This window comes from Stutzerimonas sp. FeSN7 (assembly GCF_030263795.1).
Classification (GTDB): domain Bacteria; phylum Pseudomonadota; class Gammaproteobacteria; order Pseudomonadales; family Pseudomonadaceae; genus Stutzerimonas; species Stutzerimonas stutzeri.
This window is the reverse complement of sequence record NZ_JARPMN010000001.1, coordinates 2,692,885-2,705,788: the sequence shown is the minus strand read 5'-3', so window position 1 is coordinate 2,705,788 and position 12,904 is coordinate 2,692,885. Positions and strand designations below refer to the sequence as shown.

Genomic DNA, 12,904 nt, shown 5'->3' with positions numbered 1-12,904 from the left:
CTCTCCTCTCCATGGGTAAATCGCTGGTCATCGTGGAATCACCGGCCAAGGCCAAGACAATCAACAAGTATTTGGGCAACCAGTACGTGGTGAAGTCGAGTATCGGCCACATCCGCGACCTTCCCACCAGCGGCTCGGCCAACAAGGAGCCGGTCAAGCGCGGCAAGGCTGCGGCGGCCGAAGCGCCCGCGCTGTCGCCCAAGGAGAAGGCCAAGCGTCAACTGATCGCGCGCATGGGCGTCGATCCGGAACATGGCTGGAAGGCCAAGTACGAGATCCTGCCCGGCAAAGAAAAGGTCATCGAGGAGCTGCGCCGCCTGGCCAAGGAAGCCGACACCATCTATCTCGCGACCGACTTGGATAGAGAAGGGGAGGCCATCGCCTGGCACCTACGCGAATCCATCGGTGGCGATGACAGCCGTTACAAGCGCGTGGTGTTCAACGAGATCACCAAGAAGGCGATCCAGGAGGCCTTTTCCCAGCCGGGCGAGCTCGATCTGAATCGTGTCAACGCCCAGCAGGCGCGGCGCTTCCTCGATCGGGTGGTTGGCTACATGGTTTCGCCGCTGCTCTGGGCGAAGATCGCCCGCGGCCTGTCTGCCGGTCGCGTGCAGTCGGTGGCGGTGAAACTGGTGGTCGAGCGCGAGCGCGAGATCCGCGCCTTCGTCCCGGAAGAATACTGGGAAGTTCATGCCGACCTGGCGACTGCCCAGCAGGCCAAGGTGCGCTTCGAAGTCGCCCGCGAGAAGGGCGAGGCGTTCAAGCCGCTGAACGAGGCGCAGGCCAATGCTGCGCTGGAGAAGCTCAAGGGCGCCAGCTACAGCGTGACCAAGCGCGAGGACAAGCCGACCAGCAGCAAGCCTTCGGCGCCCTTCATCACCTCGACCCTGCAGCAGGCGGCGAGCAATCGCCTCGGCTTCGGCGTGAAGAAGACCATGATGATGGCCCAGCGCTTGTACGAAGCCGGTTACATCACCTACATGCGTACCGACTCGACCAACCTGTCGGCCGACGCCATCAGCATGGTGCGCGGTTTCATCGAAGGCGAGTTCGGTGACAAGTACCTGCCCGAGAAGCCGAACCTGTATTCGAGCAAGGAGGGCGCCCAGGAAGCGCACGAGGCGATTCGCCCGTCCGATGTCAACCTGCGGCCGAACCAGCTGTCCGGCATGGAGCGCGATGCCGAGCGCCTGTACGAGCTGATCTGGCGCCAGTTCGTCGCCTGCCAGATGCCGCCGGCGCAGTACCTGTCCACCAGCGTGACGGTCGAGGCCGGTGACTTCGAGCTGCGTGCCAAGGGGCGCATCCTCAAGTTCGACGGCTACACCAAGGTCATGCCGCAGCAGAGCAAGGCTGGCGAGGACGACGTGCTGCCGGAAATGAGCAAGGGCGACGCCATGAAGCTGCTCAAGCTCGACCCGAGCCAGCACTTCACCAAGCCGCCGGCCCGCTATTCCGAAGCCAGCCTGGTCAAGGAGATGGAGAAGCGCGGCATCGGCCGGCCATCCACCTATGCGGCGATCATTTCCACCATCCAGGATCGGGGCTACGTCTCGCTGCACAATCGCCGTTTCTACTCGGAAAAGATGGGCGACATCGTCACCGAACGCCTCTCCGAGAGCTTCAACAACCTGATGGACTATGGCTTCACCGCTGGCATGGAAGAGCATCTGGACGACGTCGCCCAGGGCGAGCGCGACTGGAAGCATGTGCTGGACGAGTTCTACGGTGATTTCCGCAAGAAGCTCGAGGTCGCCGAGTCCAGCGAGAATGGCATGCGTGCCAACCAGCCGACCCTGACGGACATCCCGTGCAAGGTCTGCGGCCGGCCGATGATGATCCGCACCGCGTCCACCGGGGTGTTCCTCGGTTGTTCCGGCTACAGCCTGCCGCCGAAGGAGCGCTGCAAGTCCACGGTGAACCTCATTCCGGGTGACGAGATCGCCGCGGATGACGAGGGCGAGTCCGAATCCCGCGTGCTGCTGGGCAAGCATCGCTGCCCGATCTGCAGCACCGCGATGGATGCCTACCTGCTCGACGAGACGCACAAGCTGCACATCTGCGGCAACAACCCGGACTGCTCCGGCTACGAGATCGAGGAAGGTCAGTACCGTATCAAGGGGTACGAGGGGCCAAGCCTGGAATGTGACAAGTGCGGCAGCGAGATGCAGCTCAAGACCGGTCGTTTCGGCAAGTTCTTCGGCTGCACCAACGCCGAATGCAAGAACACCCGCAAGCTGCTGAAGAATGGCGAGCCGGCGCCGCCGAAGATGGATGCGGTGAAGATGCCGGAGCTCAAGTGCGAGAAGGTCGACGATACCTACGTACTGCGCGATGGCGCTTCCGGGTTGTTCCTGGCTGCCAGCCAGTTCCCGAAGAATCGCGAGACCCGCGCGCCGCTGGTGCGAGAGCTGATTCCCCACAAGGACGAGATCGATCCCAAGTATCACTTCCTGCTCCAGGCACCGCAGCAGGATCCGGACGGCCGCCCGGCGGTGATCCGCTTCAGCCGCAAGACCAAGGAGCAGTACGTGCAGAGCGAAGTTGATGGCAAGCCCACCGGCTGGAAGGCGTTCTACGACGGCGGCAAGTGGCAGGTCGAAGACAAGCGCTGATCCTGGCTCGACCGACTCGCCAGGCGAGTCGGTCGGGTTGATTGCCTCACGCCCACGCCGTCTGTTCGTCGTTCGCTCTGGTGCGGCGTTCGTCGAAGGTCCATTCTCTGCACATTCTCTTCCGGAGAGCATGCCATGGCTCACGAGCTCTACACCCGTACCAACCAGAAGATCTTCTTTGCAGGCCTCTCGCTGGAAAGCTGGCGCAAGGCCGAAGAGACTGCCTCGATGAACTCTCAGGGGCTTATCCAGGCCGAGCGCGAGGCGTGTCTGTTTCACCTGTACGGCGCGTTGCTCGGCCTTTGCCACGAGATCGCCGGCTACTATCGCTCGCCGGGCGCCGATGCGCCGGTGGTGGAGGCGTTCCTGACGCGCAGCGTTCTAGAGGCCGCGCCGAGTCCGGAGCTCGCCGAGCTGCTGGAACTGTCGGAACAGCCGAGTACCTGGCTCGGGCAGTTGCTGGCCGCCTATCGTCAGCTGTTCCAGCCGCCGCGCGCCCCGGCCAAGGCCAAGACCGATCCGCGGCAGCCATTGATCGAGGCGGTCACCGTCGAGGACGAGACTCCGCCGCTGACCCGCGCCGAGCTGGAAGCGTGGCGGCAGAACCTCAAGGGGCTGGCGCTGCGCTTTCGCGAATCGCTCACCGAGTGGTAACCGGCGACGCCGGGCTAATGGCGATGCCTGATGCGCAGGACCAGGGCGATGCCGCCCAGAATCGCGGTGCCGGCCAACAGTAGCGTTGTGGTCATCGCTTCGCCCAGCAGCACGGCACCGGCAATGGCCGCCAGTAGCGGAACGCTGAGTTGCACGCTGGCGGCCTGTATCGCCGCCAGACCGGGCAGGGCGGCGTACCAGATGGCATAGCCGACCCCTGACGTCAGCGCCCCGGAAAGCAGCGCGTAGGCCACGCCCGGCCAATCCCACGTCTGCTGGCCCAGCGAAAGCAGGCAGAGCACCGCGGCCAATGGAACCGCCCGGAGAAAATTACCCGCAGTGGCTGCAAGCGGTGTGGCTGCACCACGTCCACGGAGCGAATAGACGCCCCAGGCGATGCCGGACAGGATCATCAGCAAAGCGCCATCCAAGGGCGGGGTGCTGCTCCCCGGGAGCAGCAGGATCACCAATCCACTGACCGCCAGCAGCAGGCCGGCGAGCTGCCCGGCGCTGAAACGCTCGCCTCTCAGCAAGCCCCAGGCAAGCATGCTCAGCTGTACGGCACCGAACAGCAGCAGTGCGCCGGCGCCGGCGTCCAGGTCGATATAGGCAAAGGAAAAGCAGGCCGCGTAGACGAACAGCGCCATGGCACCGACCCAGTCGCCCCCCAGAGGCTGGTCGGTCCTGTCGGCGCGCAACAGCAGCCAGAGGGTGAGCGCTCCGGCGACTATCCGCAGGCCGGTGAAGCTGGCTGGATCGATGGCGGTGTCCCGCAGCGCGATCCGGCAGAGGATCGAGTTGCCGGCGAACGCCAGCATGGCCAGAGCGGTGAGCAGCAAGGTGCGGGTGGTCATGCACGATTCCTTGTCCCGGCGCAGAGGTGCGCGCGCTTTTTTCAGCGCATGCTACGTTGCCGATCCGCCTTGGGCACGTCATTTCGGGGCGCAACGCACGAGGTGTGCGCCCAGCAACGCGCCGGACTGGTGGCCTGAAGCGCCAAAGGCTGCCGCGACGGCGACCGGCTGCTACAATGGCGGCCTTTCACGCGGAGCTGATCCATGCCTACATCTTTTCTGGAAATCGTCGAGCTACCAGACGGGCGCATCGTGCTTCGTCGTGCCGAGGACGAAGAGGTGTTGGTCACGCTCGACTTTTCCGACGACGCCAAGCTCTTCCTGCAGGGGCAGCATGTGGAGATTGCCAAGGCGATGTTCAATGTTGGCGTTCAGATGGCGGGTCGGATGACAGAAGGCGATTTCGACCACGATGCAGAAGAGCCGCGCGTTCTGCACTGAGCGCAGCTGCTCCGGGGCTCGACCTTCACTTCACAACAGGCAGCACGTCCCTGTGCCCGCCACTCAACAACCCAGACGAATATTCAGGCTCTGCGCCTCGCCCAGGCTGGCGGCGTTGCGCAGCTTGCTGCGTGTCGCGTCGTCGATCTGACCGAGCCAGCTGATGACGGTATGGCTGCAGCCGGACGCCAGCGCCTTGCACGCGAGTTCCAGCGCGCCTTCCGTGTTGCGTGGTTGCAGCAGGATGATGCGCTCGCGGTTCAGGCCGCACTTGCGCAGGAAGCTCTGTGAAAGGAAGGCGGGCGGCGCGATCAGTGTCAGCCAGCGGCTGTCCGTCGCGTCGCCGAGTTCGCGCAGGATCGGCGTGAGCAGCAGATGGCAGTGCTGACTGCTGCCGCTGAGGCTCAACTCGCTCAGGTGATCCTTTTTCTCCTGCTCGGCTTTGCTGCGCGGTGCAAGGCTGCCGAACGGTGCCAGGCTTTGTGCGATGACACCGTCGAACAGCGATAGCTGGGGCCGGGAAGTGCTGGTCTGGTACTGCATAACCTTCTCCTCAGCGGCGTATGACGCCGACACTCAAGCCTTCGATGACCAATTCCTGATGTTCGAGGTCGACTTCGATGGGGGCGAATTCCGCGTTCTCCGCCAGCAGCCAGACCTTCTTGCCGTCGCGCTTGAAACGCTTGACGGTCACCTCATCGCCGACCCGCGCCACCACGATCTGGCCGTTGCGGGCCTCACGGGTGGTGTGCACGGCCAGCAGGTCACCGTCGTAAATGCCGATGTCCTTCATGCTCATGCCGTGCACACGCAGCAGATAATCGGCGCGCGGATGGAAAAAGGCGGGGCTGATCTGGCAGGATTCCTCGACATGCTGCTGGGCCAGTATCGGTGCGCCAGCAGCGACGCGGCCGATGATGGGCAAGCCGGTTTCGGCAGGTGCGGGCTCGAAGTCGGGAATACGTATCCCGCGGGAGGCGCCGGGCGTCATCTCGATGGCGCCTTTGCGGGCGAGCGCCTTGAGGTGCTCCTCCGCGGCATTGGGCGACTTGAAGCCGAGCTCCTGAGCGATCTCCGCGCGGGTTGGCGGATAACCGTTGTCTTCCAGGCAGCGCTTGATGAAGGCGAGGATTTCCGTCTGGCGAGGCGTCAGCTTGATCATGTCGGTCTCTGTTCTTTTATACAGTGACTGGGATTATATACAGTGATCCGGCCTTGGCAATGAATGTTTCATGTCGGGTCAGCCGGCGCGCTGGGCAGTGCGTCTGCGACAATGACGCTAGTGCCATGCGGCGTTTCGTGGTTGACTTGCCGGTCGGTGAAACGTAAGTTTCAAACAGTTGTTTGTCTTTCGGAGGGGGCATGGCGCAGTCGGAAACAGTTGAGCGCATTCTTGATGCAGCGGAACAGCTGTTCGCGGAAAAAGGCTTCGCCGAGACCTCGCTTCGTCTGATCACCAGCAAGGCTGGGGTCAACCTCGCGGCGGTCAACTATCACTTCGGTTCGAAGAAGGCGCTCATCCAGGCGGTGTTCTCGCGTTTCCTCGGGCCGTTCTGTGCCAGCCTGGAGCGTGAGCTGGATCGCCGCGAGGCGCTCACCGACAAGAAGGACACGCTCGAGGAGCTCCTGGAAATCCTCGTGGAGCAGGCATTGGCGGTCAAGCCGCGTAGCGGCGACGACCTGTCGATCTTCATGCGCCTGCTGGGCTTGTCCTTCAGTCAGAGCCAGGGCCACCTGCGGCGCTACCTGGAAGACATGTACGGCAAGGTGTTCCGTCGTTACATGCTCAAGGTTCACGACGCCGCGCCGGCCATTCCGCCCATCGAGCTGTTCTGGCGCGTGCACTTCATGCTCGGGGCTGCGGCATTCAGCATGTCCGGTATCAAGGCGCTGCGTGCGATCTCCGAGAACGATTTCGGCGTTCGGACTTCCATCGAGCAGGTGATGCGTATGATGGTGCCGTTCCTGGCCGCCGGCATGCGTGCCGACAGCGGTATCGATGACAATACCCTGGCGGCGGCGCAACCGATCGCGCGGCGCAACGCCGTGGCCATCCCGGCGAAGGCTTGAGCTACAAGCCTGCCGGGTGATCGGCTAAGCTAGCCGCCCATGGCCTTTCTCGATCTTCTGCATATCTCCGTCGCTGACCAGCAGCTTTATGGCTTTGCCGGCGGGCAGCTGCGTCTGCGCTTTCCGGTGTCCACCGCTCGTAACGGTGTCGGCGAACAGAATGGTTCCGGCTGTACACCGCGCGGCGTGCATCAGGTGCGTGCGCGCATCGGTGATGGCCTGCCCGAGGGGGCGGTGTTGCGCGGGCGGCGCTGGACCGGTGAAATCTGGACACCCGAGCTGCATGCGGTGTTTCCCGGGCGCGACTGGATCCTGACCCGCATCCTCTGGCTCAGCGGTTGCGAGCCGGGCGTCAACCGGATGGGGCAGGTCGACACGTTCCGCCGCTACATCTACATCCACGGCGCGCCCGATTGCGAACCTATGAGTGTGCCGCTTTCCCACGGTTGCGTGCGTATGCGCAATGCCGATCTGCTGCAACTTTTCCCCAGGGTGCCGCCTCACTGTCAGGTGCGCATCACCGAGGCACCTTGCCCGAGCTGGGCTGCCGCTGAACTCGAATAAGGATCTGCGTCTGTATGCACGGTTCATTGATGCTGGACATCGCCGGTACCTGGCTGACTGCCGAGGATCGGCACCTGCTGCGCCAACCCGAAGTGGGTGGGCTCATTCTGTTCGCTCGCAATATCGAGTCTCCGCGACAGGTGGAGGAACTGTGCCGTGCGATCCGCGCCGTGCGCCCCGATCTGCTGCTGGCGGTGGATCAGGAAGGCGGCCGCGTGCAGCGGCTGCGCCAGGGTTTCGTGCGGCTTCCGGCAATGCGCGAACTGGCGCGTTGCACCGACGCTCCCAGGCTGGCCGAAGCCTGTGGCTGGGTCATGGCCAGCGAGGTGCTTGCAGTGGGCCTGGATTTCAGCTTCGCGCCGGTTCTCGATCTGGATCATCAGCGCAGCGCGGTGGTAGGCGCACGCGCCTTCGAGGGTGACCCGCAGGTCGCGGTGACGCTGATCGACGCCTTTATTCGCGGCATGCATGCCGCCGGCATGGCCGCCACTGGCAAGCACTTCCCCGGGCACGGCTGGGCCGAGGCCGATTCGCATGTCGCGATACCGGTGGATGAGCGCAGCCTCGACGAGCTGCGCCGCTGTGATCTGATTCCCTTTATGGCGCTGAGTGGCACGCTCGATGCGATCATGCCGGCGCATGTCATCTATCCTCAGGTCGACGAGCAGCCCGCCGGTTTTTCCCGACGCTGGTTGCAGGACATCCTGCGCATTGAGTTGGGCTTCAAAGGCGTGATCTTCAGCGACGATCTCTCGATGGCCGGGGCGCATGTCGCAGGCGACGCGGCGCAGCGGATCGAATCCGCTCTGGGCGCTGGTTGCGACATGGGGCTGGTCTGCAACGATCGTGGGGCCGCAGAGCTGGCGCTGACTGCGCTGCAGCGCTTGAAGGTGACGCCGTCGACCGCGCTGGCGGGAATGCGTGGCCGGGCGGGCTGCCCGGCGGACTACAAGCAGAACCCTCGCTGGCTGGACGCCATCGGCGCGCTGAAGGCTGCCGATCTGATTGACTGATCCTTCTCTTTTCAAGGAATCCCCATGACTGTCCATGCCATCATCGGCGGCACCGGCCTGACCCAGTTGACCGGCTTCAAGCTGCACCGCGCACAGCTGATCGATACGCCCTATGGACGTCCCTCTGCGGAAATCATGCGGGGCGAGTATGGCGGTCGCGAGGTGCTGTTTCTTGCGCGGCACGGCCATCCGCATCGTGTGCCGCCTCACCAGGTGAACTATCGCGCCAACCTTTGGGCATTGAAGCAGGCGGGCGCTGACGCGGTGCTCGCGGTCAATGCAGTGGGTGGCATTCAAGCGGCGATGGGGTCCGGACATTTCTGCGTGCCGCACCAGATCATCGATTACACCTATGGTCGTGAGCAGACCTTCTTCGAGGGTGACATCGATCATGTGACGCATATCGATTTCAGCTACCCGTACGACGAAGCGCTGCGCGAACGACTGATCGGCGCGCTGGCGGCAGAGGGTTTCGCCTTCAGCAGTCACGGTGTTTACGGCTGCACCCAGGGCCCGCGCCTGGAAACCGTGGCGGAAATCGTTCGGATGGAGCGCGACGGATGCGACATCGTGGGCATGACCGGCATGCCCGAGGCGGCTCTGGCCCGCGAGCTGGAACTGCCGTACGCCTGCCTGGCGCTGGTGGTCAATCCGGCTGCGGGCAAGGCGAGCGGGGTGATCACCATGGCGCAGATCGAGGCGGCACTCGCCGCGGGCATCGGCAAGGCCCGACTGGTCCTGGCGCGGATGCTGGCCGGTTGACTGCTCTTCAGGCAGGTGCGCGCGGTCCGGGCGGCTGCCTGCCACGACGTTGTCATAATGCGGCCTGAGACTGGTATTTTTGCGGCGGCACCCCATTGCGGTGAAGATGCTGCTTGCTACACTTGGCCGTCCTTTGGAGTACCGGAATGTCTTGCCAGGCACACACAATAAGAATTCTAAGAACGGTCGTGTTGCTGACGCTGCTTGGCGGCCTGGCCGGTTGTTCGACCTGGTTCTCGGGTAACTTCAAGGACCCGAAAGTCGAACTCACCAAGGTCGATATCATCAAGGCGCGGCTGCTGGAACAGCAGTTCATGCTGCGTTTTCGCATCGACAACCCCAACGATCGCAGCCTGCCTGTACGCGGCCTCATCTACACCGTCCATCTCAACGACGTGGAGCTGGCCAGCGGCGAGTCCAGCGGTTGGCTGACCGTTCCCGCCAACAGCTTCGAATATTACGAAGTGCCGGTGCATACCAACCTGTGGCGGCACATGAAGTACATCGTGCGGCTGCTGGAAAAGCCGGATCGGCCGATCAACTACCGACTGGCCGGCGAGCTCAAGACCGGGCTGATGGCCGGGCGACGCGTGCACATTTCCAGCAATGGCGAGATAATCCCGGGCAACTTTATTCCGGAGTAGTACCCAGATGAGTCACGAGCCCCATGTGCATGGTCCCGACTGCAACCACGATCACGACCATGACCATCACCACGTTCACGGTCCGCATTGCAATCATGGCCACGAGCCGGTGCGTAATCCGCTGAAGGACGTCGGACGCAACGACCCGTGCCCTTGCGGCAGCCAGAAGAAATACAAGAAGTGCCACGGCGCCTGAGCCTGTCATGACACTTTCCATGAGCCTGTTCGCCGCCGCCACGCTGCTGATCGCCGCGCTGGCGGGCTATGCGCTGTATCTCTGGCGCCGTGTCTGGCGCAATGAACGGCAGCAGGCCGAGCTGAAGGAAAAACAGCAGACGGCGCTGGCGGAGGATCTGCGGATTCTCGCCAGCTGTCTGCTGGACGAGCAGCTGCCGCTCATCGAGGGCGCCATCCGCATCAAGGTGCTGCTCGACAATTACGACGCCGAGCTCGGGCAACATCCGCGCTGTCAGGTGTTCCAGCAGTTGTTTGAGGCCACCGAACAGGTGCCGACCCATGCTGCCTGGAAGGCCCTGGACAAGAGCGAGCGCCGTCGCCACGAAGCGCAGTTCAGCGCGCTGGAACTGCGGCACAAGGCAGAGGCGCGCCGCTCGGCCCGTTGGCTGCTCGACGAGGCTCTGCCAAAATCGCGCGACGCGGCCTGACCGACCTTCTTCGCCGTACGCCCTCTAATCTGTTAGCACCATCCTCGCCAAGCCCGCACAGGAGTCTTCGATGTCTCTGCGTCTGCCGTACGCCCTGGTTCGCCTGACGCTGGGGGCCGCGCTCGGCCTGGCCGGCCTCGGCGGTTGTCAGGCCTATCTCGATAACCGCTACAGCGCCAGTCTGCCGCCGGCACAGGGCATTCAACCGCTGACCGGACTGGCGGGCAGTGCGAGCATCCGGCGCAATTCCATGGGCATGCCGCTGATCGAAACCTCGTCGTTTCACGATGCGCTGTTTGCCATGGGATACGTCCACGCCACCGACCGACTGAGCCAGATGGTCAGCCTGCGGTTGATGGCCCAGGGCCGCCTGGCGGAAATGGTCGGCCCCGGGGTGCTGGAAACCGACCGTTTCATGCGGGCGGTCAATCTGCGCCAGAGCGCCGAGCTGCTGTACCGTGAATCCTCGCCGAGGATGAAAAAGTTCTTCGAGGTGTACGCCCGTGGCGTGAACGCCTACCTGTATCGCCATCGCGACAAACTGCCGATGGACCTCGCCGAGTCCGGCTACAAGCCGGAGTACTGGAAGCCCGAGGATTCGGTGCTGGTGTTCTGTCTGCTCAATTTCGGCCTTTCGCAGAACCTGCAGGAAGAGGTCGCCGCGTTGCTGATGGCACAGAAAGTGGGTAGCGACAAGCTGGCCTGGCTGTTGCCCATCTACCCGGACGAGGTGTTGCCGTTCGACGAGGTGGACAAGCTCAAGGGCTTGAAGCTGGGTGGCAATGTGCCCGGGCTGGCGGCACTCGAACGTGCCACACAGCCGCTGGCGGCTCTGACGCCGGCCGGCATGGCGGCTTCCAACAACTGGGCCATCGCCGGCAGCAACACGCGCAGCGGCAAGCCGATCCTGGCCAACGACACGCACCTGCCGCTGTCGATGCCCTCGTACTGGAATTTCATGCAGATCCGCGCACCGAAGTTCCAGGCGGCGGGTGTCACCATCGCCGGCGTCCCCGCCGTGGTGGCGGGCTTCAACGGCAAGCTCGGCTGGGGCATGACGATGGTCATGGGCGACAACCAGGACCTCTATCTCGAGCAGGTGCGTCGCGAAGGCTCGCGGCTGATGTACCTGGCCGACGGCAAATGGCTGCCGGCCCGCGAGCGCCACGAGACCTACTTCGTCAAGGGCGAGCGGCCGATCCGCGAGACCATTTTCGAGACTCGCAACGGCCCGCTGCTCAACAGCGTACTCGGCGAGCGCAAGCACCCGCTGCAACCGTTGCAGCTCGGTAGTGGCTACGGCCTGGCCCTGAAGACCACGCAGCTGGAAGCCGATCGCACGCTGGACGCCTTCTTCGACCTGTCCCGCGCGCAGTCGGTGGACCAGGCCTTCGAGGCGGCCCGGGAGATTCGCGCCGCCGCGCTCAATCTGGTGTTCGCCGACCAGCAGGGCATTGGCTGGCAGGTGACCGGGCGCTTCCCCAACCGTCGCGAGGGGCTGGGGCTGGTGCCGTCGCCGGGCTGGGACGGTCGCTACGACTGGGATGGCTATGCCGACCCGATGCTGCATCCCTACGACCAGGACCCGTTCCAGGGCTGGCTAGGCACCGCCAACCAGCGCAGCGTGCCGCGCGGCTATGGCATGCAGCTGTCCAGCTCCTGGTACGGCCCGGAGCGCTACGAGCGACTGGCGGAGCTGGCCGGGCGGGGCAAGCATGACACCCGCAGCACCATCGCCATGCAGTACGACCAGGTCACGCCGTTCGCTGCCAAGCTCAGGGCGATGTTCGAGGCGCCGGGCATGGCCGGGCCGCTGCGCCAGGCGATCGATGCCCTACCGGCCGCCGAACGCAGCAAGGCGCGCGAGGCGCTGGATCGGTTGCTCGCCTTCGATGGCAAGCTCGCGGCCGATTCGGCCAACGCCGCGCTGTATGGCGCCTTCCTGCACGAGAGTGCGCGGCACATCTTCCTCGACGAACTGGGGCCTGAGGACTCGCCGGCCTGGCGTGCGCTGGTACAGACCGCCAACACTTCCTATTCGGCTCAGGCGGACCATCTGCTCGGTCGCGAAGACAGCCCGTTCTGGAACGACCAGCGCACCGCGCAGAGCGAAGACAAACCGGCGATCCTGGCGCGCAGCCTGGCCGCTGCGGTGAGTTTGCTGGAAACCCGTCTGGGCAACGAGCGCAGCGCCTGGCAATGGGGCAAGCTGCATACCGCTCGCTGGACCTCCGGCGCGACGCAGCTGGCACCGCACATGGCGGCCGGCCAGCGCAGCAGAATCCACGCCATCGGCAACTACCTCGATCGTGGTCCCTATGCCATGGGCGGCGATCACAGCACGCTGAACGCCTCGGCCTATCACCTGGGCACGGACTTCGATACCTGGCTGATCCCGGCAATGCGCATCATCGTCGACTTCGGACTGGACGAACCGATGATCGGGCTGAACAGTTCGGGCCAATCCGGCAACCCGGCCAGCCCGCACTACGCCGACGGCATCGAGGCGTGGCTGAAGGCGCAGTACCTGAGCTTCCCGTTCAAGACGGAAAATCTCGACAAGGTCTATGGCACGCAGCGTCTGTTGCTGACCCCGGCCGGCAAGTGAGGTCGCCCCGCGCC

14 protein-coding genes are annotated in these 12,904 nt (G+C 64.2%); 11 read left to right on the top strand and 3 right to left on the bottom strand.

Translation table 11 applies throughout. The features are described 5' to 3' along the window. Window positions 1–11: 11 nt before the first annotated feature. Together topA and P5703_RS12655 are read left to right on the top strand one after the other, a co-directional pair. Complete coding sequence (gene topA, locus P5703_RS12660; RefSeq protein ID WP_011912884.1) at window positions 12–2,615, top strand: type I DNA topoisomerase; 2,604 nt, start codon at window positions 12–14, stop codon at window positions 2,613–2,615. A 135-nt stretch (window positions 2,616–2,750) separates the two neighbouring features. Continuing rightward, window positions 2,751–3,269, top strand: a complete 519-nt coding sequence (locus P5703_RS12655; protein ID WP_011912885.1) for a DUF6586 family protein — start codon at window positions 2,751–2,753, stop codon at window positions 3,267–3,269. A 14-nt stretch (window positions 3,270–3,283) separates the two neighbouring features. Here the strand turns inward: P5703_RS12655 and P5703_RS12650 are convergent, their stop codons facing one another. Continuing rightward, window positions 3,284–4,123: a DMT family transporter gene (locus P5703_RS12650; RefSeq protein ID WP_285587234.1), complete on the bottom strand. Its 840-nt coding sequence runs from the start codon at window positions 4,121–4,123 to the stop codon at window positions 3,284–3,286. Window positions 4,124–4,327: 204 nt separating this feature from the next. On the opposite strand from P5703_RS12650, the gene P5703_RS12645 reads away from it, so the two are divergent. Further along, the gene (locus tag P5703_RS12645) at window positions 4,328–4,564 is read left to right on the top strand and encodes a hypothetical protein (protein WP_017246022.1); all 237 of its coding nucleotides are present in this window, start codon (window positions 4,328–4,330) and stop codon (window positions 4,562–4,564) included. Between the two features lie 63 nt (window positions 4,565–4,627). Here the strand turns inward: P5703_RS12645 and sulA are convergent, their stop codons facing one another. Next, a complete protein-coding gene (sulA, locus tag P5703_RS12640) occupies window positions 4,628–5,107 on the bottom strand; it encodes an SOS-induced cell division inhibitor SulA (RefSeq protein WP_285587229.1) in 480 nt (159 codons plus the stop codon). Window positions 5,108–5,117: 10 nt separating this feature from the next. Beyond that, on the bottom strand, window positions 5,118–5,726 hold the full coding sequence (gene lexA, locus P5703_RS12635; RefSeq protein WP_285587225.1) for a transcriptional repressor LexA: 609 nt from the start codon (window positions 5,724–5,726) through the stop codon (window positions 5,118–5,120). Window positions 5,727–5,926: 200 nt separating this feature from the next. Between lexA and P5703_RS12630 the strand changes: the two genes are divergently transcribed. The 8 genes from P5703_RS12630 to P5703_RS12595 all read left to right on the top strand — a co-directional run bounded on the left by P5703_RS12630 (window position 5,927) and on the right by P5703_RS12595 (window position 12,890). Then, on the top strand, window positions 5,927–6,634 hold the full coding sequence (locus tag P5703_RS12630) for a TetR/AcrR family transcriptional regulator (protein WP_011912890.1): 708 nt from the start codon (window positions 5,927–5,929) through the stop codon (window positions 6,632–6,634). 39 nt (window positions 6,635–6,673) lie between these two features. Further along, window positions 6,674–7,198: a L,D-transpeptidase gene (locus P5703_RS12625; RefSeq protein WP_285587223.1), complete on the top strand. Its 525-nt coding sequence runs from the start codon at window positions 6,674–6,676 to the stop codon at window positions 7,196–7,198. 14 nt (window positions 7,199–7,212) lie between these two features. Next, window positions 7,213–8,211 (top strand): beta-N-acetylhexosaminidase, encoded by a 999-nt coding sequence (gene nagZ, locus P5703_RS12620; RefSeq protein ID WP_285587220.1) that lies wholly within the window; start codon window positions 7,213–7,215, stop codon window positions 8,209–8,211. A 24-nt stretch (window positions 8,212–8,235) separates the two neighbouring features. Continuing rightward, window positions 8,236–8,973 (top strand): S-methyl-5'-thioinosine phosphorylase, encoded by a 738-nt coding sequence (locus P5703_RS12615; protein ID WP_285587217.1) that lies wholly within the window; start codon window positions 8,236–8,238, stop codon window positions 8,971–8,973. 146 nt (window positions 8,974–9,119) lie between these two features. Then, window positions 9,120–9,617, top strand: a complete 498-nt coding sequence (locus P5703_RS12610; RefSeq protein WP_037000790.1) for an LEA/WHy family protein — start codon at window positions 9,120–9,122, stop codon at window positions 9,615–9,617. A 7-nt stretch (window positions 9,618–9,624) separates the two neighbouring features. Next, window positions 9,625–9,813: an SEC-C metal-binding domain-containing protein gene (locus P5703_RS12605; protein WP_013982487.1), complete on the top strand. Its 189-nt coding sequence runs from the start codon at window positions 9,625–9,627 to the stop codon at window positions 9,811–9,813. A gap of 7 nt (window positions 9,814–9,820) precedes the next feature. Then, window positions 9,821–10,282 (top strand): DUF2489 domain-containing protein, encoded by a 462-nt coding sequence (locus P5703_RS12600; RefSeq protein WP_011912895.1) that lies wholly within the window; start codon window positions 9,821–9,823, stop codon window positions 10,280–10,282. A gap of 70 nt (window positions 10,283–10,352) precedes the next feature. Beyond that, entirely contained in the window at window positions 10,353–12,890 is a 2,538-nt protein-coding gene (locus P5703_RS12595; RefSeq protein WP_285587213.1) for a penicillin acylase family protein, read from the top strand. Window positions 12,891–12,904: the final 14 nt, after the last annotated feature.

Bases quoted from the DNA above. Each gene is read 5' to 3' on its own strand.
- topA (WP_011912884.1), top strand. From the start codon at position 12: ATGGGTAAATCGCTGGTCATCGTGGAATCACCGGCCAAGGCCAAGACA.
- P5703_RS12655 (WP_011912885.1), top strand. From the start codon at position 2,751: ATGGCTCACGAGCTCTACACCCGTACCAACCAGAAGATCTTCTTTGCA.
- P5703_RS12650 (WP_285587234.1), bottom strand. From the start codon at position 4,123: ATGACCACCCGCACCTTGCTGCTCACCGCTCTGGCCATGCTGGCGTTC.
- P5703_RS12645 (WP_017246022.1), top strand. From the start codon at position 4,328: ATGCCTACATCTTTTCTGGAAATCGTCGAGCTACCAGACGGGCGCATC.
- sulA (WP_285587229.1), bottom strand. From the start codon at position 5,107: ATGCAGTACCAGACCAGCACTTCCCGGCCCCAGCTATCGCTGTTCGAC.
- lexA (WP_285587225.1), bottom strand. From the start codon at position 5,726: ATGATCAAGCTGACGCCTCGCCAGACGGAAATCCTCGCCTTCATCAAG.
- P5703_RS12630 (WP_011912890.1), top strand. From the start codon at position 5,927: ATGGCGCAGTCGGAAACAGTTGAGCGCATTCTTGATGCAGCGGAACAG.
- P5703_RS12625 (WP_285587223.1), top strand. From the start codon at position 6,674: ATGGCCTTTCTCGATCTTCTGCATATCTCCGTCGCTGACCAGCAGCTT.
- nagZ (WP_285587220.1), top strand. From the start codon at position 7,213: ATGCACGGTTCATTGATGCTGGACATCGCCGGTACCTGGCTGACTGCC.
- P5703_RS12615 (WP_285587217.1), top strand. From the start codon at position 8,236: ATGACTGTCCATGCCATCATCGGCGGCACCGGCCTGACCCAGTTGACC.
- P5703_RS12610 (WP_037000790.1), top strand. From the start codon at position 9,120: ATGTCTTGCCAGGCACACACAATAAGAATTCTAAGAACGGTCGTGTTG.
- P5703_RS12605 (WP_013982487.1), top strand. From the start codon at position 9,625: ATGAGTCACGAGCCCCATGTGCATGGTCCCGACTGCAACCACGATCAC.
- P5703_RS12600 (WP_011912895.1), top strand. From the start codon at position 9,821: ATGACACTTTCCATGAGCCTGTTCGCCGCCGCCACGCTGCTGATCGCC.
- P5703_RS12595 (WP_285587213.1), top strand. From the start codon at position 10,353: ATGTCTCTGCGTCTGCCGTACGCCCTGGTTCGCCTGACGCTGGGGGCC.